This is a genomic window from Streptomyces sp. NPDC057099 (assembly GCF_042671245.1).
GTDB classification, from domain to species: Bacteria; Actinomycetota; Actinomycetes; order Streptomycetales; family Streptomycetaceae; genus Streptomyces; species Streptomyces purpurascens.
The window spans coordinates 111654-135468 of sequence record NZ_JBHUTX010000012.1 but is presented as its reverse complement, the minus strand read 5'-3'; the positions used below and the strand labels follow the sequence as shown (position 1 = coordinate 135468).

Below are 23815 nucleotides of genomic sequence, written 5' to 3'. Positions count from 1 at the left end.
CTGCGCCGCTGCCCGCTCACAGACGCCGAACCCGATCGCTGTATCCGCGCTTGGCCAGGTCGTCGATGACCGACTGCAGGTTGTGGAGGGCTTCCAGAGATTGCAGACGCTCACGGCCGACCTGGTCGGCGACGTGCTGGTCACGGACGGACTGGCTCAGACCGACTCCGCGCAACCACCTGAGGAGGGGAAACGGCCCGTTCGGCTCGGTCAGCCTGATGAGTTCGGACTGGCCGATCCATCCGGCGACGACGTTGTCCGCAGCGCGGAAGAAGTTGCCCACAAGGCCACGGTCCCGGTCCGCATAGGACTGGACGGATCGATGTTGCTCGGTGAGTGCCCGCCCATGGTTCTGCTCGGCCTTCTGGCGGGCCTCGGCAAGCGTGCGGCAGAGGGCGATGAGGAGGTCGTCGACCCCGCGAATATCGCGTTTGCCGTCGTTGACGATGCGGAAATGGGATTCGCACCGCACCCCGGTGTCAGGGTCGGGCGGCCACGTGACATAGGTGCGGTCCACGCAGCCAAGGGTGTCGATGGGCGTGTAGAGCATGCCGACGTGCGGGGCCTCCATGCGCACCGCCTTGATGCAGTCGGCATAGGTGGTGCGAAACCGCTCGTAGAGCTCGGCCGAGCGATCAGCGCCGCGAACATGGTGGCCGTCATCCTGGCGGCGGACGTACGTCTCACACTTGACCGGCACGAAAACCACCAGGGCCGGCGAGTCCGGCGCGGCCGCGCGTCCCCTGGCCCACATGCGCAGCACCTGCATGGTGTCGTGCAGGCGCAGCATCAGAGGTACGGCCCTGTTCTGGCGCGGTGTGACGGCTTCCATGAGCGGAGGCGCCTCGACCGGCACCAGCATCACGGAGCTGCGCAGCATGAAGTCCTGCAGCGGCTCCCAGGCCTGCTTGACGTAGGTGCTCTCGCCGCGCATCTTGGGGTCCAGCCAGCCGCCCGGATAGTCCTTGAGGTGCAGGGCGATGCCGCCGTCGGGCAGACCCGGGTCGAGCCGCAGACGGAAGTCCACGACGGACACGTTCGATGCGAGCGACTCGCTCACGAACTGGCCGCGTTGGACCACGCCGGCCAGCGCATGAGCGTGATCCGCCATCAGGCCCGCGGTCGGCTCGTCGTCCGCGACGATCGTGACACCGCTTCCCGCCAGCATGTCCTGACCGGCGAGGAACACGGCACTGATCAAGGAGGTCTTGCCGACGCCGCTCGGGCCGACAAGGCCGATTTCGAAGGCGACCTTGTCGCTGCTCATACGCCGTCACCCCCTTGCCGGGCTCGCCGGGCAAGACCTTCGCTGACCCTGCGCGCGATTTCGGCCAGATCCTGCGCCTGCTTCGTGGCGGCATCCAACTGGCGGAAGTCATCGGGCCACAGGACATCGCGGTTGCTGCGGGCCAGCCGCAAGAACTCCCGCCGCGAGTCGCCCGAGAGAATCAACTCGTCCTCGAACTGCTTCACCGCCGCGTAGAGCACCAGAGCGGGCAGCACGGCTTCGCGCTGGAGGGCGACCATGGTCTCGAAGGCCGCCTTGTGAATCCGTTCGCGGAGTTGCTGTTCGAGCAGTTCGACTCCGGTCTCGTCCGCCGACACCAGGAGTGCCACCCTGGGCCGGCCGGTGTCCGGATCGACGCCCTCGAAGTTGAACCCGTCCAGTTCCTCACGCACACGAGGATGGAGATGCGTCCGATAGTCCAGCCGGGTCTGCAACAGATCGTGCACGGCGTCCGCCAACACGGGACACGACGACCTACGCAGACGAGCTTCCAGATTGCGCAACGCCTGCTCTCCGTGCTCCCCCTCCACCAGGGGCTCGCAGGCACCGCGGAAGGCAGCGGCGATCTGGTCCCAGATGCGCGCCAGTTGCTCGTGGAAAAAGCCGTCGAGTGCCCGGAACCGTCGAGTGACTTCGACTCGGACCCGGTGCATTTCCTCGACGATGAACGGAGAGGCGGCATGTTCGGTGGGCATGCTGAGCTGTGCCTCTTCTTGCCAGCGGGCCGTGCCGAGTCCGAAGCCGTCCTCCGCCCACTCGCGCACCTCGTTGAATACGGCCTCCACCGCGTCGGTGTACCGTTCGTCCACACCGTCCCGGTGGGCGGCGCGCCACAGCTCTTCGACCACTTCGCGTAGGCCCTGGTCCACTTTCCAGCGCAGCTCGGACGCCCGCCGCTGGAGCAGTTCCGGGGCCTTGTGCGCCAGTTCGGCGGGGTCGGCCTGCTCGGCAACCAGCAAGGGCAGCGTTTCGTCGATCCGGCGGGCGGTGGCCCCGGCCCTCGCCATCACCCCGGCGAACACCTCGTCGTCCATCTTCGGCAAAGTTCGCGACAGCGTGTCCAGCAGCGGGATGAGCAGGGTCTGGTTCACGGCATCGGGGTCGACGGCGTTCGTCTCCAGAACCTCGTAGAACCCGCCGTCGGTACCGGCGTTCACCTGAGAGTGCAGATGGTTCCGCAGCACGTCGATCCGACCGGGGGCCTCCCCGCCGTGGTTGATCACGAAGTAGACGTAGTCACCCGGGGTCCGTACATGGCCCCTGGCCTTGTCCAAGAGCTTGAGCGCCTTGTCATCGGAATCGCCGTAATAGGCCGCAGTGGAGCTCGGACGTACGACAAGCAGTACGGCGTCCACGTCATGCCGCAGATTGCGCACATGTCGCTCGTCGGCATCTGCCACCACCTCCCCGAGACCCGGCAGGTCGACGATGACCAGACGCGCGACGTCGCTGTGCGGAAAGGAGCTTTCGATCACTGCCTCGCGCACGGCCAAGTGGGGCCGGTACGTCGTACCGGCCACAACGTCTTCGCTCGTCGGGTAGGCGATGTAGGGTCTCAGCCCTTCCAGACCGCGCTCCACCTCCTTGCCGGTAAGCAGGTCGGCGTACGAATCGAGCGACTCTTGCATGCCCAGCAGGGTCACCAGCTTGGCGTTGTTGCTGTGCTCAGCGGGAGTGTCGCGATCCGGCTTGGGGTAGGCCCAGCCGCGGAAGTCCGCCAGTGTGCGCGGTATGCCGTCCAGGGCCAGATCCCGGTGGTAGGGGGCGATGACGTCGGCGAGGAAGGACTCGACGCTGTGCATGTGCAACACAGCGCGCTGTCGATCGCTCTGCATGATTCGACTGCGCACGGCGGTTACCGGTACGTCCGGTCCGGTCGGTATCTGGTCGTCCGTCAGCCCTGAAACGCTCTGCAGGAGTGTGCTCTTCCCGACCCTGGCCTTGCCGCTCACACCGATATTGATCGTGGGTCGGGCAAAACGACTGCGCGCCGCCCGCAGATCTTCCAGCGTTGCCGACACGTCGCTCCTCAGCCGATCCAGAACGACAGCGTGATCTGTTATGGCGCCTGCGGCATGGTCTGCGGCGAGGCCGACGACCTGGTGATCCACTGGTTCATCGAGCGACTGCGCGAGCCTGGCGAGGCCCGCTTCGGCCTCTGACCATTCGGCAATCTCAGCATCGATTTCTCCCAGTCGGCCGCGCCGTGCGGCCACAAGCGCTTCGACGCGACCCGAGACTTCCCCCACTGCTCCCCCTCGTGGCGTACCAGCCGTGCGCAAGGTACTGAGTGCAAGACAGCCGCCATCACCCTGTCCGCGCCTGCAACTGCCCCCCGAAGCACCATGAAAAAGCGCGCCGAGCCCACGTGACCTCGACGCGTTGCGTCGGCCCATTCTCCAATGTCCAGGCCTCCACGTACCCGAACCAATACGATTTTCCGCGCCCATTGGGAGCGCGCCGCTTATGGGAGCGCCCCCCTTGCGCGCCCTTGAGCGCCAGGAGCCGCGCGCTCCTCGGACAACTAGGGGGACGGGCTGTCCGAACCGCTGGAGGAGCATGCACCAGCTCTTCGACACCTGTGTGCTCCAGGCCCGCCACAGAACCACTCCACCCAAATAACAAAAGTTTTGTTAACGTTGCTCCATGGCCACCGCTCCCGAACCCGCTCCCGGCGAAGGCCCTGTCCGCCCGGTCTCCGTCTCCCTCCACGAAGGCACCATCGCCGCCCTCAAGGCACGCACCGGCAAGCGCGGCATGTCCGCCTACGTCGAAACCCTCATCCAGCGCCAGCTGGAGCGCGACCGTCTGCGCGAACTCATCGAAGACGCGGAAGCCGAACACGGCTCCGTCGACCAGGCAGCAGTCGATGCCAAGCGAGCCGTCCTGCGTGGTGACACCGAGGGCTCAGCGGACGCCGCGTGAGCGGCACCCTCGTCCTGGACTGTGAGGGCCTGTCCAAACTCGTACGCCGCTCACCCGAGCTCACCGAGTGGCTGGCTGCGGCCGAGGCAGAGGACGTCCGCGTCATTACCGGCTCCGTCACGCTCGTCGAAGCCCGCGACCCCAAGATCAACCAGGCCCGCTTCGACTACGTCGTCTCGCGCGTCAACATCGTCCCGCCCACCGAAGCCATCGCCCGCCACGCGAGCAAGCTGCTCGCGGCAGCCGGCCTGCACGGCCACAAGTACGCCCTCGACGCCCTCGTGGCCGCCACCGCACTCGCCTCCCCCGCCCCCGTGACCGTCCTGACGTCAGACCCCGAGGACCTCCACATGCTGTGCGGCCCCGGCGTCCACCTCATCAAGATCTGACGCGGTGCGATGCCGGGCCGATCTGAACAGGAGCGTGCTCAGCGCTTCGCAAGACAGTCGGTCTCCGCCTCACCCATGCCGTACGAAACAGCACAAGCAACAAGAAACCCCAGGCCGGATTTCATCCGACCTGGGGTTCCAGTGGAGCCGCCTTCGGGATTCGAACCCGAGACCTACGCATTACGAGTGCGTTGCTCTGGCCATCTGAGCTAAGGCGGCGCGCTGTCCGCACTATGGTGCGATCAGCAACGACGGTAAGTCTACACAGTTTCGAAGGGTGCTCCGTACCGGCCCCGGAGGCGGGCCCTCCGGGGCCGGGGGCTGCGGTTATGAGCAGCGCTTTCCGTCCTTGGGCGGGGTGCCGCGGAGGAGGTAGGCGTTGATCGTGCGGTCGATGCAGGCGCTGCCGCGGCCGTAGGCCGTGTGGCCGTCGCCCTCGTAGGTGAGGAGGCGGGCCGAGGAGAGCTGGCCGGCCAGGGCCTGGGCCCAGCGGTAGGGGGTCGCCGGGTCGCGGGTGGTGCCGACGACCACGATGGGGGCCGCGCCCTTCGCCTCGATGCGGCGCGGCTCGCCCGTGGCGTGCACCGGCCAGTACGCGCAGTTCAGCGAGGCCCAGGCGAGGCCCTCGCCGAAGACGGGGGACGCCTTCTCGAAGTCCGGCAGCGCCCTGCGCACCTGGTCGGGGGTGTCGAAGGCGGGCGGCAGGTCCAGGCAGTTCACCGCCGCGTTGGCGAACATCAGGTTGCCGTAGGCGCCGTCGGCGTCCCGCTCGTAGTAGCCGTCGGACAGGACGAGGAGTCCGGCGCCGTCGTCCTCCTTCATCGCGGACGTCAGTGCCTCGCGCAGCTGCGGCCAGGCGCCCTCGTCGTACATGGCCGCGATCACACCGGTCGTGGCGAGCGACTCGGTGAGGCGGCGGCCGTCGGGGTCGCCGGTGGGGACGGGCTGGTCGTCCAGTTCCTCGAAGAACGCCTTCAGGTTCTTGCCCACCTGCTCGGGCGAGGTGCCCGCGCCGCCCAGCGGGCAGTCGGTCTGCCGTACGCAGTCCCGCGCGAACGACCGGAACGCCGTGTCGAAGCCCGCCGTCTGTTCCAGGTTCAGCCGCCGCGCGGGCAGCGACGGGTCCATCGCGCCGTCCAGCACCAGCCGACCCGCCCGGTGCGGGAAGAGCCCGGCGTACGTCGCCCCGAGGAACGTCCCGTAGGAGGCGCCGACGTAGTTCAGCTTCTTGTCGCCGAGCGCCGCCCGCACGATGTCCATGTCCCGGGCCGCCTCCACCGTGGACACATGGCGCAGCAGCCTGGGCGCGTCCGCGCCGCAGCCCTCGGCGAACGTCCGGTACGCCGCGACCAGCCCGTCGCCCTCCTTCCCGTCGTCGGGCGTGATGTCCGTCTGCGTGTACCTGTCCATGTCGGGCCCGTCCAGGCACTCGACGGGCTCGCTGCGGGCCACGCCGCGCGGGTCGACCGCCACCATGTCGTAGCGGGCACGGACCTCGGCCGGATAACCGATGCCGGCGTACGACTCCATGTAGCCGATCGCCGAACCGCCCGGCCCGCCCGGGTTCACGAGCAGCGAGCCCAGCCGGTCGCCCGTGGCCTTCTTGCGGGCGACGGCGAGCCGGACGTCACCGGCGGACGGCTCGGCGTAGTCCAGCGGCGCCTTGATGGTGGCGCACTCGAAGCCGGGGACCCCGCAGCCCCGCCAGGCCGGCTTCTGCGCGTAGTACGACGTGAGCGCCGCGGGGACGGACTTCGGCAGCGCGGCCAGTGTCGCCGGCTCCGCCGCCGCCGAGGCCGCGGAGGTCGTCGGGCTGCCCGAGGAGCAGGCGGAGACGAGCAGCGCGGCCGTGGCGAGGAGGCCGACAGCGGTCCTGGCTCCGCCACGGGCCTTGCGGTGGGCGCCGCCGGAGCCCGCGCGGCGGGGAGCGGGGGTGGAGGCGGAGCGGGGGGTACGCCTTGTGTACATCCAGCGAGCGTAACTCTGCGCGACGGAATGAGTGCCGTGCGTGCGTGTCGTGCCTCGTACGAGTTACAACGTCAATCCCCCATGTTCCTCCGATGTTCCTCCGAGTCCCCCGCGTCCCCCGGCCGCACCGGGTGTCAGCCCGCTCTGAGCGCCATCGTCATCGCCTCGACCGCGAGCAGCGGCGCCACGTTGCGGTCGAGCGCGTCGCGGCAGCCGGCGATCGCCTCGATGCGGCGGAGCGTGGACTCCGGGGAGCTGCCGCGGGCCAGGCGCTCCAGGGCGTCCTCGGCGTCCGCGTTGGCGATGGCCACGCGGGAGCCGAGCTGGAGGGCGAGGACGTCGCGGTAGAAGGCCGTGAGGTCGGTCAGGGCGAGGTCGAGGCTGTCGCGCTGCGTGCGCGTTCTGCGGCGCTTCTGCTTGTCCTCGAGGTCCTTGATCACACCGGCCGTGCCGCGCGGCATCCGGCCGCCCTGGGCCGCGCCGAGAGCGGCCTTCAGCTCCTCGGTCTCCTTGGTGTCCATCTCCTCGGCGAGCTGCTTGGCGTCCTCGGCGGCCGCGTCGACCAGTTCCTGGGCGGCCTTGAGCGCGCCGCCGACCTCCTCCACGCGCAGCGGCATCCTCAGCACGGCGGCACGGCGTTCGCGCGCGGCCGGGTCGGTGGCCAGGCGGCGGGCCCGGTCGACGTGGCCCTGGGTCGCGCGGGCCGCCGCCGCGGCGGCGTTCGGCTCGATGCCCTCGCGTCGTACGAGCATGTCGGCGACGGCGTCGACCGACGGCGTGCTCAGGTTCAGGTGGCGGCAGCGGGAGCGGATGGTCGGCAGGACGTCCTCGATGGAGGGGGCGCACAGCAGCCAGACCGTGCGGGGGGCGGGCTCCTCCACGGCCTTGAGGACGGCGTTGGCCGACTTCTCGTTCAGCCGCTCGGCGTCCTCGACGAGGATGATCTGCCAGCGGCCGGTCGCCGGCGAGGTGAACGACTTGCGGACGGTGTCGCGCATGTCGTCGGCGAGGATCTGTGTGCCGACCGCGGCCACGGTGGTGACGTCGGCGTGCGTGCCCACCAGTGCCGTGTGACATCCGTCGCAGAAACCGCAGCCCGGGGAGCCGCCGAGGGCCCGGTCGGGGCTGACGCACTGCAGCGCCGCCGCGAAGGCCCGCGCCGCCTGGTTCCGCCCGGCTCCGGGCGGGCCCGTGAACAGCCACGCGTGGGTCATCTTCGACGCCTCGGGCGGAGGGGTGTCGGCCGCGGCCGCGGTGACCAGGGCGTCGGCGTCCCTGGCGGCAGCGTCCAGCTGCGCGCTCACCCTCTCCTGCCCGACGAGGTCGTCCCACACGGTCATGGGTCACGCCGCCCTTCCGTCACGTCCGCGGGTGCGGACCGTACTGCCGCTGCGAGGTCCATTGTGGGGGCGACCACTGACAATCCGGCCCCGGCCCTCAGAGGGCCGGGGCCGGGTGGTCTTGCGGTACTGCCTGCCGGGCGGGGCCTCAGCGGCCCCGGCCCCTCCCACGGCGCCCGCGGCCCTCGTCCTGCTCGTCCTCGTGCGGTCCGAGCAGCTCGTCCGCCAGTGAGGGCAGGTCGTCCAGCGGTGTCTCCTCGGCCCAGTCGGACCGGCGGCGGCGCGGCCCGCCCTCGGCGTCGACCTGGGGCATCTCGCGCGTACGGTCCTCGGTCCCGTCGGGGCGGGCGGCCGGGGAGTCGTCGCGGAAGTACCCGGGCGGCACCCGGTCCGCCGGTCCGTCGCCGCGTACGGGAGGCAGTACGGCCGTCTCGTCCCCTGCCCAGGAAGGCGTGTCCTCGGTCCCGGGGCGAACCGCGGGCAGCACCTCGGTCTCGTCCCCGGCCCGGGGGGAGACCGGCGGCAGCACCTCGGTCTCCTCGCCCGCCCTCGGCGGCACCGGCGGCTTCGGCAGCTCGGCCGTCACCTCGGCGTCGTCCCGCACCCGGCGCAGCACGGTCGTCTCGTCCACGGAGCCGGAACCGGAACCGGAGCCCGAGCCCGATCCCGAGCCGGAGCCAGCATCAGAGCCCGAGCCGCCCGGGGCGTTCTCCGGTGTCACCACGGGCGTCGGCACGGTCGCCGCGTCCTGACCGGCCGGCGCACGGGAAGCGCCCTGCGGAGCGGAACCCTGGCCAGAGCCCTGGGGAGAGCCCTGGGGAGAGCTCTTCGGCCCCGCCTCCGCCGCCGCGGCAGCCGCCTCCGCCAGGCGTCGCGCCTCCTCGGCGCGCAGCAGCGCGTCCTCGGCCTTGCGCTGCTTCTCCAGACGGGCTGCCTCGGCCTCGGCTCGCAGCCGGGCCTCCTCCTCGGCCTGCTTGCGGCGCCGGTCCTCCTCGGCCTTGCGGCGAGCCTCTTCCTCGGCCCGGGCCTTCTCCTCCGCGAGGAGCCTCGCCCGCTCCTCCTCGGCCTTCTTCTGCGCTTCCTCGGCCCGGCGCCGGGCCTCCTCCGCCTGCCGTTCGGCCTCGCGCCGCTGCGCCTCCTCGAGCTCGCGCCGCTTGCGCTCCTCCTCCTCGGCACGCAGCCGGGCCAGCTGCTCCTGGCGCTCGCGCTCCAGGCGCTCCTCCTCGGCCTTGCGGGCGGCCTCTTCCTCGGCCTTGCGGCGGGCCTCCTCCTCGGCCTTCTTCCGCGCCTCCTCCTGGGCCTTGATCTCGGCTTCGGACAGCGGCAGCACCTGGTCGAGCCGGTGCCGGATGACGGTCGTGACGGACTCGGGCTCCTGGCCGGCGTCCACCACCAGGTACCGCCCGGCGTCGGCGGCGGCCAGGGTCAGGAAACCGGACCGCACGCGCGTGTGGAACTCGGCGGGCTCCGACTCCAGCCGGTCGGGCGCCTCGGTGAACCGCTCGCGCGCGGTCTCCGGCGCGACGTCCAGCAGGACGGTCAGATGCGGCACGAGCCCGTTCGTGGCCCAGCGGTTGATCCGGGCGATCTCCGTCGGCGACAGGTCGCGGCCCGCTCCCTGGTAGGCCACGGACGAGTCGATGTACCGGTCGGAGATGACGACCGCGCCGCGCTCCAGGGCGGGCCGTACGACGGTGTCGATGTGCTCGGCCCGGTCGGCCGCGTACAGCAGTGCCTCCGCGCGGTGCGACAGGCCCTCGCTGGACACGTCCAGCAGGATCGACCGCAGCCGCTTGCCCACCGGCGTCGCCCCCGGCTCGCGCGTCAGCACGACCTCGTGGCCCTTGCCGCGGATCCACTCGGCGAGCGCCTCGGCCTGCGTGGACTTGCCGGCTCCGTCGCCGCCCTCCAGGGCGATGAAGAAGCCGGTGCTCGCGGGCGCCTGATCCGGGTCGTCACCGCGGAGCAGCGCGTCGCGCAGGTCCTGCCGCAGCGGCACGCCGGAGCGGTCGTCGACCTTGGCCAGCACCAGCGCGGCGACCGGCAGCAGCAGGGCGCCGGCGAGCATCAGCGTGAAGGCCGCGCCGCCGTGCGCGAAGACGAACTTGCCGCTCTCCAGCCGGTGCGGCCCGATCGCCGCCGCCACCAGCGGGGCGATCACCGCGCCGAGGGCCACGCAGACCCGGACGACCGCGTGCAGGTGCTCGGTCGTACGGGAGCGCCGGAACTCCTCGGTCTCCTGGTCGAGCAGCGTGTGCCCGATGTTGGCGGAGATGCCCGCGCCGACACCGGCCAGGGCGAGGATCAGCAGCACGGTGGTGACGTCCGGGACCAGCCCGGCGGCCAGCAGGGCGACACCGGTGAAGGCGATCACCAGCGCGAGCAGCCGGCGGCGCGACAGGGCGGGCAGCAGGGCGGGCGCCGTACGGATGCCGACGACGACACCGCCGGTCAGCGCACCCACGAACAGGCCGTACAGCACCGGGCCGCCGCCCAGGTCCTTGGCGTGCAGCACGGCGACGGCGACGGCGGCGGACACCGCGGCGGCGACGGCCGCGCAGGCCAGCACCAGCAGCGGCATCGCGCCGGTGCGGCCCTTGTCGGCGCCGGCGGTGGTCTTCGGACGGCGCAGCCCCTCGAGCGGCGACCGCGCGCGCGGGGTGCGCGTGGCGGGCAGCTCCAGGAAGGTCAGCACGGACAGGGACGCGGCGAACAGCCCGGCCGCGACGTACGAGGCGAGGGCCGCCTGGTGCTGGCCGAACCAGTCGATGCCGACGCCCAGCAGGTTGTTGAAGAGGGCCGCGACGACGAGCACGACGGCCGCGAGCGGGATCGCGACGAATCCGGTGCGCAGCGAGAGCCGGCGCAGGGCGTCGAGGTGGTCGGGCAGCGGCCGGACCGTCGCGCCTTCCGGCGGCGGTGCGGGCAGCAGCGCGGGGGCGGCGCTCTCGCGGCACACCGTCCAGAGGCGCTCGGCGACTCCGGTCACGAAGGCCGTGACGAGGAGCATGGCCAGCGCGTCCTCGGGCATCCAGTCGATCCACAGCGGCGCGACGATGAGCAGCGCGGCGCGCAGCCCGTCCGCGCCGACCATGGTCCAGCGGCGGTCGAGCGGGCCGTCCTGCGAGGTGAGCGCGGTGAGCGGACCGAGGAGCACCGCGCCGAAGAGGAGCGTCGCGAGGATGCGCACCCCGAAAACGGTCGCCACTGCGAACGCCACGCCTCGGTAGCCGCCCCCGAACGCACCCTCGGCGACAGCCGCCTGGAGGGTGAGCAGGACCAGCACGAGAAGGGCCAGGGTGTCGCCCACACCGCCCACGAGCTGTGCGCTCCAGAGCCGCTTCAACTGCGGACGGCGCAGCAGGGCGCGGACGGCGCGCTCGCGGGAGTCCGCGACCAGGGCATCGTCGGGGGCCGGTGGGGAGGCCGTGGGGTGCTCGGCTCGCGTCATGCATTCAGCCTATCGGCAGCCACCGACACCCTGGAGGGCCCGGTCTGGCATGCGAACGCCCCGGCACAAAAAGTGTGCCGGGGCGTTCGCTTTCCGAACCCTGGGCGAAGACCCGGACCTCGATGGTCCGGATCCCGAACAGTCCTGAAGGGGCCTCAGTCCTCCGCCGGCTTCGAGGCGGTGGCCGTCTTGGCCGTCGTCTTCTTCGCCGTGGTGGTCTTCTTGGCCGTCGTCTTCTTCGCGGTCGTGGTCTTCTTCGCCGCGGTCTTCTTGGCCGCCGTCTTCTTCGCCGGGGCCTTCTTGGCCGCCTTCTTGGCGGTCTTCTTCGCCGGCCCCTTCGCGCGCTTCTCCGCGAGCAGCTCGAAGCCGCGCTCCTGGGTGATCGTCTCGACGCTGTCGCCGGAGCGCAGGGTCGCGTTGGTCTCGCCGTCGGTGACATACGGCCCGAAGCGGCCGTCCTTCACAACGACCGGCTTGCCGCTGACCGGGTCCTCGCCCAGCTCCTTCAGCGGCGGCTTGGCGGCCGCCCGGCCCCGCTGCTTGGGCTGGGCATAGATCGCCAGCGCCTCTTCCAGCGTGATCGTGAAGAGCTGCTCCTCGGCCTGGAGCGAGCGCGAGTCCGTGCCCTTCTTCAGATACGGGCCGTAGCGGCCGTTCTGCGCGGTGATCTCCTGGCCCTCGGCGTCGGCGCCGACGACACGCGGCAGCGACATCAGCTTCAGGGCGTCGTCGAGCGTCACCGTGTCCAGGGACATCGTCTTGAAGAGGGAGGCCGTACGCGGCTTGACCGCGTTCTTGCCCGTCTTCGGGGTGCCCTCGGGGAGGATCTCCGTCACGTAGGGGCCGTAGCGGCCGTCCTTGGCGACGATGGTGTGGCCGGTGGCCGGGTCGGGGCCCAGTTCGTAGTCGCCGCTCGGCTTGGCGAGCAGTTCCTCGGCGAGGTCGACGGAGAGCTCGTCCGGCGCCAGGTCGTCCGGGATGTCGGCGCGCTGGTGCTGCTCGGTGTCCTTCTCGCCGCGCTCGATGTACGGCCCGTAGCGGCCGACCCGCAGCACGATGTCGTTGCCCACGGGGAACGACGACACCTCGCGCGCGTCGATCGCGCCCAGGTCGGTCACCAGCTCCTTGAGGCCGCCGAGGTGGTCACCGTCGCCGTTGCCGGCGTCGGCGGCACCGCCCTCGACCCCCGCGGCGGAGCCGCTGTCGGATGCCGTCTCACCGAAGTAGAACCGCTTCAGCCACGGCACGGCACGCGCCTCACCGCGGGCGATGCGGTCGAGGTCGTCCTCCATCTTGGCGGTGAAGCCGTAGTCGACGAGCCGACCGAAGTGCTTCTCCAGGAGGTTGACCACGGCGAAGGACAGGAAGGACGGGACGAGTGCCGTGCCCTTCTTGAACACGTACCCGCGGTCGAGGATCGTGCCGATGATCGACGCGTACGTCGACGGGCGGCCGATCTCGCGCTCTTCCAGCTCCTTGACCAGGGAGGCCTCGGTGTAGCGGGCCGGGGGCTTGGTGGCGTGCCCGTCGACCGTGATCTCCGCGGCGCTCAGGGCGTCGCCCTGGGAGACCTGGGGCAGCCGGCGCTCGCGGTCGTCGAGCTCGGCGTTCGGGTCGTCGGCGCCTTCGACGTAGGCCTTCAGGAAGCCGTGGAAGGTGATCGTCTTGCCGGACGCGCTGAACTCGACGTCCCGGCCGTCGGACGCCGCGCCGCCGATCTTCACCGTGACGCTGTTGCCGGTCGCGTCCTTCATCTGGGAGGCGACGGTCCGCTTCCAGATCAGCTCGTAGAGCTTGAACTGGTCGCCGGTCAGTCCGGTCTCGGCGGGGGTGCGGAAACGATCACCCGAGGGGCGGATCGCCTCGTGCGCCTCCTGCGCGTTCTTGACCTTCCCCGCGTACGTCCTCGGCTGCGGCGGCAGGTAGTCGCCGCCGTACAGCTGCGTGACCTGGGCACGGGCGGCGGCGACCGCCGTGTCGCTCAGGGTCGTGGAGTCCGTACGCATGTACGTGATGTAGCCGTTCTCGTACAGCTTCTGCGCGACCTGCATGGTGGCCTTCGCACCGAAGCCGAGCTTGCGGCTGGCCTCCTGCTGCATCGTCGTCGTACGGAACGGGGCGTACGGCGAGCGGCGGTAGGGCTTGGACTCGACGGAGCGGACGGCGAACCGGGTCTGCTCCAGGGCGGCGGCCAGGGCGCGGGCGTTCGCCTCGTCGAGGTGGAGGGTGTTCGCGCTCTTCAGTTGTCCCAGGGAGTCGAAGTCGCGGCCCTGCGCGACCCGCCTGCCGTCGACGGACTGCAGGCGCGCGACCAGGGACGACGGGTCCGACGAGTCACCGGCGCGGCCGGTCGCGAAGGTGCCCGTCAGGTCCCAGTACTCAGCGGAACGGAAGGCGATGCGCTCGCGTTCCCGCTCGACGACGAGTCGCGTGGCGACCGACTGGACACGGCCCGCGGACAGCCGCGGCATGACCTTCTTCCACAGGACCGGCGAGACCTCGTAGCCGTAGAGGCGGTCGAGGATGCGGCGGGTCTCCTGGGCGTCGACGAGCTTCTGGTTGAGCTGGCGCGGGTTGGCCACGGCGGCCTGGATCGCGGCCTTGGTGATCTCGTGGAAGACCATCCGCTTGACCGGGACCTTGGGCTTCAGGACCTCCTGGAGGTGCCAGGCGATGGCCTCGCCCTCGCGGTCCTCATCGGTGGCGAGGAAGAGTTCGTCGGACTCCTTCAGCAGGTCCTTGAGCTTCTTGACCTGTGCCTTCTTGTCGGCGTTGACCACATAGATCGGCTGGAAGTCGTGTTCGACGTCCACACCGAGGCGGCGGACCTCGCCGGTGTACTTCTCGGGCACCTCGGCGGCGCCGTTGGGAAGGTCGCGGATGTGCCCGACGCTCGCCTCGACGATGTATCCGGGGCCGAGATAGCCCTTGATCGTCTTCGCCTTGGCAGGCGACTCGACGATGACGAGTCGGCGGCCGCCCTCTGCGGTCTCGCTGGTCGGGGACAACTTCGCTCTTCTCTCCGGTCGACGCTGGGGCCTCCCCGGAGTCGCTTGCCCGGGGCTGGGTCGTGGTGACGCTGCGGAGTGTGACGGTACAGCCCGCCCCCGTGTCAAACGGGAAAAGCCCGCAACGGCCACTCGAACGGTAACCCGACTACCACCATTCCTGCCGCCCGGAGTGCCCGGACCAGGCCCGGCCCTATGCGGAGCGCAACCTCTCGATTACCGGAGGGCGCGACGCCGACACGGGCTTCAGAGGCGGGTGAAGCACCACGTTCCGACCGTCAGGGCGAGCACCGCGACGACGCTCGCGAGGGTCGCCGATGCGACGGGCCTCACACCCTCGGCGACGGGCCGGTGCCGGCGTACGCGCGTCACGGTCCACGCCAGCAGTCCGCCTCCGAACAGGGAGAACACCGCTCCCGCGAAGATCGCCGGTTCGCTCTCCATGGCCCCCGCGCCCCTTTTCCCCAGTCCGCGACTCTCCAGCCCCGGGAGGCTGACACGCGTGGGCGGCGGGCAGGCGAACCGTAGGTGAACGCCGGGGCGACGCGGCTGTGGATCGAGGACGACCGGCCCCTCGGGACCCGTGCGGGACGAGGTGTTCAAATCGACTCGAAATTTATTGGCGGGCCTCTTCTCCGGGCCCCCTCAGCGCGCCGGGCCCCCTCAGCGCGCCGGGTTTCGTCAGCGCGCCGCCCCGCCGGGTTCCCTCAGCGCACCGGCTCCAGGAACCCCTGCTCCACGAGCAGCCGGATCTGGGCCGGTGTGCGGTCGCGCAGCAGCACCGGGTCCTCGCCGATCAGCTGGGCGATGGCGTCGAGGATGCGGCCGGCGCTCATCGTGCCGTCGCAGACGCCCGCGAAGCCCGCGCCGACCGTGTCCACCCGGGTCGCCCGGCACATGCCGCGGTGCTGGCGCAGCACGACATGCTCGGGGTCCTCGGCGCCGGGCAGCCCGACCTGTTCCTGCACGACCTCGGCGGCGAGCCGGAAGTGTCCTTCGAGCAGGGCGGCGTCGTCGTGGCCGCGGAGGTGGTCGAGCCGGTCGAAGTGGGCCTTGATGGTGTCCCCGAGCGGCTGCTCGACCGGATGCGGCCATTCCTCCACCGTGAGGGAGGGCACGGCGGCGCCCGTCCTGCGCAGGGTGATCCAGCCGAAGCCGACGGCCTTCACCTTGCGCGCCTCGAACTCGTCGAGCCATGCGTCGTACCGCGCCTGGTACTGCGCCGCGTCGCCCTCGTGGTCGCCCGCGTCCCGCAGCCACAGCTCGGCGTACTGATTGACGTCCTGCACCTCACGCTGCACGATCCACGCGTCGCAGCCCCGGGGCACCCATGACCTGAGCCGGTCCTGCCAGTCCTCCCCTTCCACGTGCTGCCAGTTGGCGAGGAACTGCGCGAACCCGCCCTCGTTCAGCCGCTCCCCCGCCTCCTGAACGAGCGTGCGGCACAGATCGTCCCCGCCCATGCCGCCGTCGCGGTAGGTGAGCCGGGCACCGGGGGAGATCACGAACGGCGGGTTCGAGACGATCAGGTCGTACGTCTCGTCGTCCCGGACCGGGGTGAAGAGGGAGCCCTCGCGCAGATCGGCGGCCGGGGCGCCGGACAGGGCCAGCGTGAGACCGGTGATGTGCAGCGCGCGCGGGTTGAGGTCGGTGGCCGTCACGCGCGTGGCGTGCCGGGCCGCGTGCAGCGCCTGGATGCCCGAGCCGGTGCCGAGGTCGAGGGCGGCGCCGACGGGCGTGCGGACGGTGATGCCGGCGAGGGTCGTGGAGGCGCCGCCGACGCCCAGGACGACTCCCTCGTCGCGGCTGCCGATCCCGCCGGCGCCGCCGACCGCGCAGCCCAGGTCCGACACGATGAACCAGTCCTCGCCGCCGGGCCCGCCGTAGGGCCGCACGTCCACCGTGGCGGCGAGCTCGTCCGCGCCGACCCGCTTGAGCCAGCCGGTCTCCAGGCAGGCGTCGACGGGCAGGACGTCCGCCACGCGCGCGTGCGGCACGGGCTGCTGGAGCAGGAACAGCCGGACGAGCATCTCCAGCGGAGTGTCCCCGCGGGTCGCCCGGAGCGCGGGCACGGTCTCGCTCCGGGCCAGCGCCGCGTACGCGGGGGCGCCGAGCAGTTCGAGCAGTCCGTCGGCGGTGAAGGAGGCCCCGAGCAGGGCGTCCCGGAGCCGGGCGGCGACCTCGGGACGGTCGGGGGCGGGCAGCGGGGACAGGGGTGACTGGCTGGCGTTACTCACGCCCCCCATTGTGGCCGCAGGCACCGCCGGCGCACCTGCCCGTGCCGGGGATCGGGTGCGCCCGAAGTGCCCGCCTCGGCGGTCACTCCCGGCTCAGCGGTCCCCGGCGCCGCTTGTTCCTCGCCAGGCTCTAGGTCGCCGACGCCGGCCCGGTCGCCGCCTTGCAGCTCGACTGGCGGGCCATCGCCTGGCCGACCTCGCCCTCCTCCAGCTTGCTGAGCGCGTCGTTCCCGCTCTTGCTCAGCTTGTCCAGCTCGGTGGCGATGTCCTTGAGACCGTCGGCGAACTTGCCCTGGTCCTTCGTGTCGAGGTCGTCGACCTGCTTCTTCAGCGAGGCGTACGACGCGGAGATCGTGTTGAGCTCCTTGACGGCGTCCTTCTGCTTCGTCTCGCCGTTCTCGACGTCCGGCGCGCCGGCCTTGTTCACCGCGGTCCCGATCGCCTTGTAGGCGTCGGACATGTCCTGGAAGGCCTGTGCGTCGGTCTTCTGGACGTCCTGCGGCGTGCTGTTGTCCGAGGTCTCCTTCTGGATCGAGGCATTGGCCGACTCGATCTTCTTGGCCTGCGGCTGTACGGCGTCGCAGACGTCCTTGGCCCAGGAGTCCAGCTTCTCGTTGTCGTCGCCGCCGCAGCCCGACAGCGCCAGTACCAGTACCGCACCGCCGGACAGTGCGGCCGCGAGCTTCTTGTTCACCGGTTTGGTCCCTTCCATGGCTCTCGGCCCCGGAACATACACGCCGGGGGCACGGCAACCGCACGCCGAGCACCTATTAAGACCTTTTTGTTACCTTTTGCTCCAGGCGAGACAAGGCTCACGATGTGGTGTGCGAACGCACAGGGCGGGCGGGCGACGCGCCAACGCGCGCCACCCGCCCGCACCTTGAGCTGGGGCTGGACGGACCTCCCTACGAAACCACCGCCGGATCCGGAGACTTGGGTTCCGGTTCGGCGTTGTTCTCGTCACCTACGGCGATCCCGCGCCGCTTTGACACGTAGACCGCCCCGGCGATCACGGCGAACGCGAGCGCCGCGATCAGGATCCGCACGCCGATGCTCTTGTCCGGGCCGTAGGAGAACTTGATCACCGCGGGCGCGATGAGCAGCGACACCAGGTTCATGACCTTGAGCAGCGGGTTGATCGCGGGACCGGCGGTGTCCTTGAACGGGTCGCCGACGGTGTCGCCGATCACGGTCGCCGCGTGGGCCTCGCTGCCCTTGCCGCCGTGATGACCGTCTTCGACGAGCTTCTTGGCGTTGTCCCAGGCGCCGCCGGAGTTGGCCAGGAACACCGCCATCAGCGTGCCCGCGCCGATCGCGCCCGCCAGGAACGCGCCGAGCGGACCGACACCGAGCGTGAACCCGATGAAGATCGGCGCCAGCACGGCCAGCAGACCGGGCGTGGCGAGTTCGCGCAACGCGTCCCTGGTGCAGATGTCGACGACCTTGCCGTACTCCGGCTGCTCGCTGTAGTCCATGATCCCGGGCTTCTCGCGGAACTGCCGCCGCACCTCGAAGACCACGGAACCCGCCGACCGCGACACGGCGTTGATCGCCAGCCCCGAGAAGAGGAAGACGACCGCTGCGCCCGCGATGAGACCGACGAGGTTGTTGGGCTGCGAGATGTCCATCATCAGGCTCATCGGGGCACCTTCGCCCCCGAGCTTCTCGCCCACGTCACGCGCGCCGGTGATGATCGCGTCGCGGTACGACCCGAACAGCGCCGCCGCCGCGAGCACGGCCGTGGCGATCGCGATGCCCTTGGTGATCGCCTTGGTGGTGTTGCCGACCGCGTCCAGGTTGGTGAGCACCTGCGCGCCCGCGCCCTCGACGTCGCCGGACATCTCCGCGATGCCCTGCGCGTTGTCGGAGACCGGCCCGAAGGTGTCCATCGCGACGATCACGCCGACCGTGGTGAGCAGGCCTGTGCCGGCCAGCGCCACGGCGAACAGCGCGAGCATGATCGACGTACCGCCCAGCAGGAACGCCCCGTACACGCCGAGACCGATCAACAGGGCGGTGTAGACGGCGGATTCGAGACCGACGGAGATACCGGCGAGGACGACGGTGGCCGGACCCGTGAGCGAGGTCTTGCCGATGTCCCTGACGGGCCGGCGGGTGGTCTCGGTGAAGTAGCCGGTCAGTTGCTGGATCAGGGCGGCGAGCACGATGCCGATGGCCACCGCGACGAGGGCGAGGATCCGCGGATCGCCGTCCTTGCCCAGGACGGCGGCATCGGTGACGCCGTCGAGCTCCGAGTACTTGCCCGGCAGGTAGACGAACACGGCCACCGCCACCAGCACGAGCGAGATCACCGCGGAGATGAAGAACCCGCGGTTGATGGCGCTCATGCCGCTGCGGTCGGCGCGCCGGGGCGCCACCGCGAAGATGCCGATCATCGCGGTGATCACACCGATCGCCGGCACGAGCAGCGGGAAGCCGAGCCCGGCGTCGCCGAAGGCCGCCGAGCCCAGGATCAGCGCGGCGACCAGGGTGACGGCGTACGACTCGAAGAGGTCGGCCGCCATGCCCGCGCAGTCGCCGACGTTGTCGCCCACGTTGTCGGCGATGGTCGCGGCATTGCGCGGATCGTCCTCCGGAATGCCCTGTTCGACCTTGCCGACCAGGTCGGCGCCGACGTCGGCGGCCTTGGTGAAGATGCCGCCGCCGACACGCATGAACATCGCGATCAGCGCGGCCCCGAGGCCGAAGCCCTCGAGCACCTTCGGCGCGTCGGCCGCGTACACCAGCACCACGCACGAGGCGCCCAGCAGGCCGAGGCCCACCGTGAACATGCCGACCACGCCGCCCGTGCGAAATGCGATCTTCATCGCTTTGTGCGAGACCGCGGTCAGATCCTTTTCCGGCTCGCCTGCCGCCGGTGTGGCTTCACGCGCCGCCGCGGCGACGCGCACATTGCTGCGTACGGCGAGCCACATGCCGATATAGCCGGTGGCTGCCGAGAACGCCGCTCCGATCAGGAAGAACACCGAACGTCCGGCACGCTGATTCCAGTCGTCCGCGGGCAGCAGCATGAGCAGGAAGAACACGACCACGGCGAATACGCCGAGCGTGCGAAGCTGCCGTGCCAGATAGGCGTTCGCGCCTTCCTGGACCGCCGCCGCGATCTTCTTCATGCTGTCGGTGCCCTCGCCGGCCGCGAGTACCTGGCGTACCAGGACCCCCGCGACCGCTAGTGCCGCCAGCGCGACGACCGCGATGACCACGATGAGGACACGGTTGCCATCGGTCAGTACGGCGGCTGCGAGGTCTGTGGGATGGCCCGACTGTGGTGAGTTGAAAAGCCCCGCCATTCGTCCTCCTTGACGCTTGGGCTGAGCTCAAGATGTGGACGGGATTGTAGGTACCGGAACCTGATCAAAACAGAGCGCGATAAACGGAATTGGACTTCCGAGGTAATGCCCTGAAAGCATTCTGAAGCATCCGTGGAGCGCGCGAATGATCGTGAACGAATTCACGCGCTGAACGGCACAGGAACTACTGTAAAGGCGAGCACTGACAGCCGCACATGACGAAGGGCCCCACGGGTGGGGCCCTTCGTCAGGAACAGTGTGTGGCGTGGCCGGTTCAGACCAGAATCGTCGGCGGCGGCGTGGTCGGCCACGTCATCTTGATCGATCCGCCGTGCTCCCCCGCGCTGACCTCGACGTCGTCGACGAGTCCGCTGATGACCGCGAGGCCCATCTCGTCCTCGTCGGCTTCCCCGTCGGGGTCGCCGGGGCCGGGCGCGTGCTCACCCGGTACCGCGTGCGGGGCCTCGTCGCCGACCTCGATGGAGAACTGCTTCTCCTCCTCGATCAGCAGCACCTTCACCGGTGCCGAGATCCCCACGGTCTGGTGCAGCCCGACGGCACGGGTGCACGCCTCGCCGACGGCGAGCCTGACCTCGTCGAGGACGGCCTCGTCCACTCCGGCCCTGCGCGCCACCGCTGCCGCCACCAGTCGGGCGGTCCTGACGTGCTCGGGCAGCGCGCTGAAGCGGAGCTCAACGGTGGCCATGCATCCCCCTCGCAACTACGGGCGTGCTGTCGGGAGGCTCCGGGCCGCCGAAAGCCCGGGCCCCCTCGGTCTTCACTTCTTCCGAACTTCTGCCGTGCTTCGGCCGGCCCGGGCGCGAGGCCCGGGTCCGGTGTCAGTCGGTGGCCGCAACCGCTTCCTCGACCGAGGTGTGAATCGGGAACACCTTGGTGAGGCCGGTGATACGGAAGATCTTCAGAATGCGCTCCTGGTTGCAGACCAGGCGCAGGGAACCCTCATGGGCTCGTACGCGCTTCAGGCCGCCGACCAGTACGCCGAGCCCGGTGGAGTCGAGGAAGTCCACGCCCTCCATGTCGACGACAAGGTGGAAACTGCCGTCGTTCACCAGCTCGACCAACTGCTCGCGCAGCTTGGGCGCGGTATATACGTCGATTTCGCCACCGACCCTGACGATCGTGCGATCGCCCATGGTCTCGGTCGACAGGGACAGGTCCACGGATCCTCCAGCACCTTGCTATCGAGCGGTCGCCCTTTGGGCACTCGGCTTCAGCCCTTGGACGCTTCGCCAGCCGCGATGGCATTCAATCACTTACCGGCAGGCGTGCACGACGCCTTGGCTCCATTGTCCGTCACGCCAGTGACACACTCGGTGCCGATGGCCAAGAATCACCGATCCGATCGCACCCCGGCGGACCCCGCCTCCCGACCCGCGCCGGGCGTGGTCCTGGACCGGCTCGCATCCGGTCCGAGCAGGGCTTCGCGCATTACTCATACGGAGCACTTGCCCCCGCGCGAGGGTCGGCATGCCGTCTGGCCGGACCGGATCCGCGCGGAGGTCGTCGCCGCCGTGCGCGCCGCCGGGATCGAACACCCTTGGGCCCATCAGGCGCGTGCGGCCGAGCACGCGCTGGACGGCGAGTCGGTCGTCGTCGCGACGGGCACGGCCTCCGGCAAGTCCCTTGCGTACCTCGTGCCGGTCCTGTCCACCCTTCTGGACGGCGCCGAGGCCCCGAACGGCCGCGGCGCGACCACCCTGTATCTGGCTCCCACCAAGGCTCTTGCGGCGGACCAGTGCCGTTCGGTGAAGGAACTTTCACATCCACTGGGCCATTCGGTGCGCGCGGCCGTCTACGACGGCGACACTCCGGTCGAGGAACGCGAGTGGATCCGCCAGTACGGCAACTACGTCCTGACCAACCCGGACATGCTGCACCGCGGCATCCTTCCGTCCCACCCCCGCTGGTCCTCCTTCCTGAAATCGCTGAAATACGTCGTCATCGACGAGTGCCACACCTATCGCGGCGTGTTCGGCTCGCACGTCGCCCAGGTGCTGCGCCGGCTGCGCCGCCTGTGCGCCCGCTACGGGGCCTCGCCCGTGTTCCTGCTGGCCTCAGCCACCGCCGCCGAGCCCTCGGTGGCGGCCCGCCGCCTCACCGGCCTGCCGGTGCTGGAGGTCGCCGACGACGCCTCCCCACGCGGCGAACTGGTGTTCGCCCTGTGGGAGCCGCCGCTGACCGAGCTGCACGGCGAGAAGGGCGCCCCCGTCCGCCGCACGGCCACCGCGGAGGCCGCCGACCTGCTGACCGACCTCACCGTGCAGGGCGTGCGCTCGGTCGCCTTCGTGCGCTCCCGGCGCGGCGCAGAGCTGATCTCGGTCATCTCCCAGGAGCGTCTGGCCGAGGTCGACCGGTCGCTGGCCCGGCGTGTCGCGGCGTACCGGGGCGGCTATCTCCCGGAAGAACGCCGCGCACTCGAACACGCCCTCCATTCGGGTGAACTCCTGGGCCTCGCCGCGACGAACGCCCTCGAACTCGGCATCGACATCTCCGGTCTGGACGCCGTCGTCATCGCCGGCTACCCGGGCACCCGCGCCTCCCTGTGGCAACAGGCGGGCCGGGCCGGACGGTCCGGGCAGGGTGCGCTGGCCGTCCTGGTGGCCCGCGACGACCCGCTGGACACCTTCCTGGTCCACCACCCGGAGGCCCTGTTCGACCAGCCCGTCGAGTCCACGGTCCTCGACCCGGACAATCCCTATGTGCTGGCCCCGCACCTGTGCGCGGCCGCGGCGGAACTGCCCCTGACGGACGAGGACCTCGATCTGTTCGGCCCGGCCTGCGAGGGGCTCCTGCCGCAGCTGGAGGCCGCGAAGCTGCTGCGCCGCCGCACCAGGGCCTGGCACTGGACCCGCCGCGAGCGCGCCGCCGACCTGACCGACATCCGCGGCGAGGGCGGACGCCCGGTCCAGGTCGTCGAGACCGGCACGGGCCGGCTGCTCGGCACGGTCGACGCCGGTGCCGCGCACTCGACGGTGCACGAAGGCGCGGTCCACCTCCACCAGGGCCGCACCTACCTGGTGCGCTCCCTGGACATGGAGGACTCCGTCGCCCTCGTCGAGGAGGCCGCCCCGCCGTACTCCACGGTCGCCCGCGACACGACGTCGATCTCCGTCCTGGAGACGGACACCGAGATCCCCTGGGGCGACGGCCGCCTCTGCTACGGCTCGGTCGAGGTCACCAACCAGGTCGTCTCCTTCCTCCGCAGACGGCTCATCACCGGTGAAGTGCTGGGCGAGACGAAACTCGACCTCCCTCCTCGTACGCTGCGCACCCGGGCCGTGTGGTGGACCGTCACCGAGGACCAGCTGGACCGGGCCCGGATCAACCCGGAGATCCTCGGGGGCTCCCTGCACGCCGCCGAGCACGCCTCGATCGGCCTGCTGCCCCTCTTCGCGACCTGCGACCGCTGGGACATCGGCGGCGTGTCGATCCCGCTCCATCCCGACACGCTGCTGCCCACGGTCTTCGTCTACGACGGCCACCCCGGCGGCGCGGGCTTCGCGGAGCGCGCCTTCCACACCGCCCGCACCTGGCTGACCGCCACCCGCCAGGCCATCGCCTCCTGCGAGTGCGACGCCGGCTGCCCGTCCTGCATCCAGTCCCCCAAGTGCGGCAACGGCAACGACCCGCTGCACAAGAGGGGCGCGGTGCGGCTGCTCACGGTGTTGCTGGAGGGCGCCCCCGAGGAGAAGGAGACGGAGGAGACCGGAGCGGAGGAGAACGAGTCGGAGGAGAACGGGGCGGCCGAGCGGCCGGCCGGAGGTCCGGACGAGCCGCCGGAGAGCCGGCCCGCGTCCTCCACGCCGCCGACGGGAGCTCCGGGGGAGCCGTCGGAGGCCCCGCCCGCGCCCTGACCTCCGCCGTGAACGGCCCGCGT

Annotated in this window: 15 protein-coding genes and 1 tRNA gene; 3 read left to right on the top strand and 13 right to left on the bottom strand. The window is 70.7% G+C overall.

What is annotated here, in order from left to right:
* Positions 1-16 precede the first annotated feature (16 nt).
* Positions 17-1267: a hypothetical protein gene (locus tag ACFT4A_RS18490; protein WP_382831338.1), complete on the bottom strand. Its 1251-nt coding sequence runs from the start codon at positions 1265-1267 to the stop codon at positions 17-19.
* On the bottom strand, positions 1264-3537 hold the full coding sequence (locus tag ACFT4A_RS18485) for a GTPase domain-containing protein (protein ID WP_382831335.1): 2274 nt from the start codon (positions 3535-3537) through the stop codon (positions 1264-1266). The genes ACFT4A_RS18490 and ACFT4A_RS18485 overlap by 4 nt, the downstream gene beginning before the upstream one ends.
* 397 nt (positions 3538-3934) lie before the next feature.
* Here ACFT4A_RS18485 and ACFT4A_RS18480 point away from each other — a divergent pair, with 397 nt between their 5' ends.
* Complete coding sequence (locus ACFT4A_RS18480; RefSeq protein WP_382831333.1) at positions 3935-4213, top strand: hypothetical protein; 279 nt, start codon at positions 3935-3937, stop codon at positions 4211-4213.
* Positions 4210-4602 (top strand): type II toxin-antitoxin system VapC family toxin, encoded by a 393-nt coding sequence (locus tag ACFT4A_RS18475; RefSeq protein ID WP_382831331.1) that lies wholly within the window; start codon positions 4210-4212, stop codon positions 4600-4602. Before ACFT4A_RS18480 ends, ACFT4A_RS18475 begins: the two co-directional genes overlap by 4 nt.
* Before the next feature lie 142 nt (positions 4603-4744).
* Here ACFT4A_RS18475 and ACFT4A_RS18470 read toward each other — a convergent pair.
* The 11 genes from ACFT4A_RS18470 to bldG all read right to left on the bottom strand — a co-directional run bounded on the left by ACFT4A_RS18470 (position 4745) and on the right by bldG (position 21098).
* A tRNA-Thr gene (locus ACFT4A_RS18470) sits at positions 4745-4821 on the bottom strand.
* Between the two features lie 108 nt (positions 4822-4929).
* Positions 4930-6570 (bottom strand): alpha/beta hydrolase, encoded by a 1641-nt coding sequence (locus ACFT4A_RS18465; RefSeq protein WP_382831329.1) that lies wholly within the window; start codon positions 6568-6570, stop codon positions 4930-4932.
* A gap of 134 nt (positions 6571-6704) precedes the next feature.
* The gene (locus ACFT4A_RS18460; protein ID WP_382831327.1) at positions 6705-7910 is read right to left on the bottom strand and encodes a DNA polymerase III subunit delta'; all 1206 of its coding nucleotides are present in this window, start codon (positions 7908-7910) and stop codon (positions 6705-6707) included.
* 148 nt (positions 7911-8058) lie between these two features.
* Positions 8059-11361 carry a dTMP kinase gene (gene tmk, locus ACFT4A_RS18455; protein ID WP_382831324.1) on the bottom strand — a complete coding sequence of 1101 codons (3303 nt, stop codon included), beginning with the start codon at positions 11359-11361 and terminating at the stop codon, positions 8059-8061.
* A gap of 155 nt (positions 11362-11516) precedes the next feature.
* Positions 11517-14369 carry a type I DNA topoisomerase gene (gene topA, locus ACFT4A_RS18450; protein WP_382831321.1) on the bottom strand — a complete coding sequence of 951 codons (2853 nt, stop codon included), beginning with the start codon at positions 14367-14369 and terminating at the stop codon, positions 11517-11519.
* Between the two features lie 246 nt (positions 14370-14615).
* Positions 14616-14813, bottom strand: a complete 198-nt coding sequence (locus tag ACFT4A_RS18445) for a hypothetical protein (RefSeq protein WP_382831319.1) — start codon at positions 14811-14813, stop codon at positions 14616-14618.
* A 263-nt stretch (positions 14814-15076) separates the two neighbouring features.
* A complete protein-coding gene (locus ACFT4A_RS18440) occupies positions 15077-16615 on the bottom strand; it encodes a methyltransferase (protein ID WP_382831317.1) in 1539 nt (512 codons plus the stop codon).
* A gap of 121 nt (positions 16616-16736) precedes the next feature.
* Entirely contained in the window at positions 16737-17318 is a 582-nt protein-coding gene (locus ACFT4A_RS18435) for a small secreted protein (protein WP_382831315.1), read from the bottom strand.
* Positions 17319-17511: 193 nt separating this feature from the next.
* Complete coding sequence (locus ACFT4A_RS18430; RefSeq protein ID WP_382831313.1) at positions 17512-19917, bottom strand: sodium-translocating pyrophosphatase; 2406 nt, start codon at positions 19915-19917, stop codon at positions 17512-17514.
* A 274-nt stretch (positions 19918-20191) separates the two neighbouring features.
* Positions 20192-20623, bottom strand: a complete 432-nt coding sequence (locus ACFT4A_RS18425; protein WP_215119910.1) for an ATP-binding protein — start codon at positions 20621-20623, stop codon at positions 20192-20194.
* A gap of 133 nt (positions 20624-20756) precedes the next feature.
* Positions 20757-21098, bottom strand: coding sequence for an anti-sigma factor antagonist BldG (bldG, locus tag ACFT4A_RS18420; protein ID WP_003991900.1), 342 nt, complete (start codon positions 21096-21098; stop codon positions 20757-20759).
* A 78-nt stretch (positions 21099-21176) separates the two neighbouring features.
* Between bldG and ACFT4A_RS18415 the strand changes: the two genes are divergently transcribed.
* Positions 21177-23792, top strand: a complete 2616-nt coding sequence (locus ACFT4A_RS18415) for a DEAD/DEAH box helicase (protein ID WP_382831311.1) — start codon at positions 21177-21179, stop codon at positions 23790-23792.
* The last annotated feature ends 23 nt before the right edge of the window (positions 23793-23815 follow it).

Bases quoted from the DNA above. Each gene is read 5' to 3' on its own strand.
- ACFT4A_RS18490 (WP_382831338.1), bottom strand. From the start codon at position 1,267: ATGAGCAGCGACAAGGTCGCCTTCGAAATCGGCCTTGTCGGCCCGAGC.
- ACFT4A_RS18480 (WP_382831333.1), top strand. From the start codon at position 3,935: ATGGCCACCGCTCCCGAACCCGCTCCCGGCGAAGGCCCTGTCCGCCCG.
- ACFT4A_RS18465 (WP_382831329.1), bottom strand. From the start codon at position 6,570: ATGTACACAAGGCGTACCCCCCGCTCCGCCTCCACCCCCGCTCCCCGC.
- ACFT4A_RS18460 (WP_382831327.1), bottom strand. From the start codon at position 7,910: ATGACCGTGTGGGACGACCTCGTCGGGCAGGAGAGGGTGAGCGCGCAG.
- tmk (WP_382831324.1), bottom strand. From the start codon at position 11,361: ATGACGCGAGCCGAGCACCCCACGGCCTCCCCACCGGCCCCCGACGAT.
- ACFT4A_RS18445 (WP_382831319.1), bottom strand. From the start codon at position 14,813: ATGGAGAGCGAACCGGCGATCTTCGCGGGAGCGGTGTTCTCCCTGTTC.
- ACFT4A_RS18440 (WP_382831317.1), bottom strand. From the start codon at position 16,615: ATGGGGGGCGTGAGTAACGCCAGCCAGTCACCCCTGTCCCCGCTGCCC.
- ACFT4A_RS18435 (WP_382831315.1), bottom strand. From the start codon at position 17,318: ATGGAAGGGACCAAACCGGTGAACAAGAAGCTCGCGGCCGCACTGTCC.
- ACFT4A_RS18430 (WP_382831313.1), bottom strand. From the start codon at position 19,917: ATGGCGGGGCTTTTCAACTCACCACAGTCGGGCCATCCCACAGACCTC.
- ACFT4A_RS18425 (WP_215119910.1), bottom strand. From the start codon at position 20,623: ATGGCCACCGTTGAGCTCCGCTTCAGCGCGCTGCCCGAGCACGTCAGG.
- ACFT4A_RS18415 (WP_382831311.1), top strand. From the start codon at position 21,177: ATGGCATTCAATCACTTACCGGCAGGCGTGCACGACGCCTTGGCTCCA.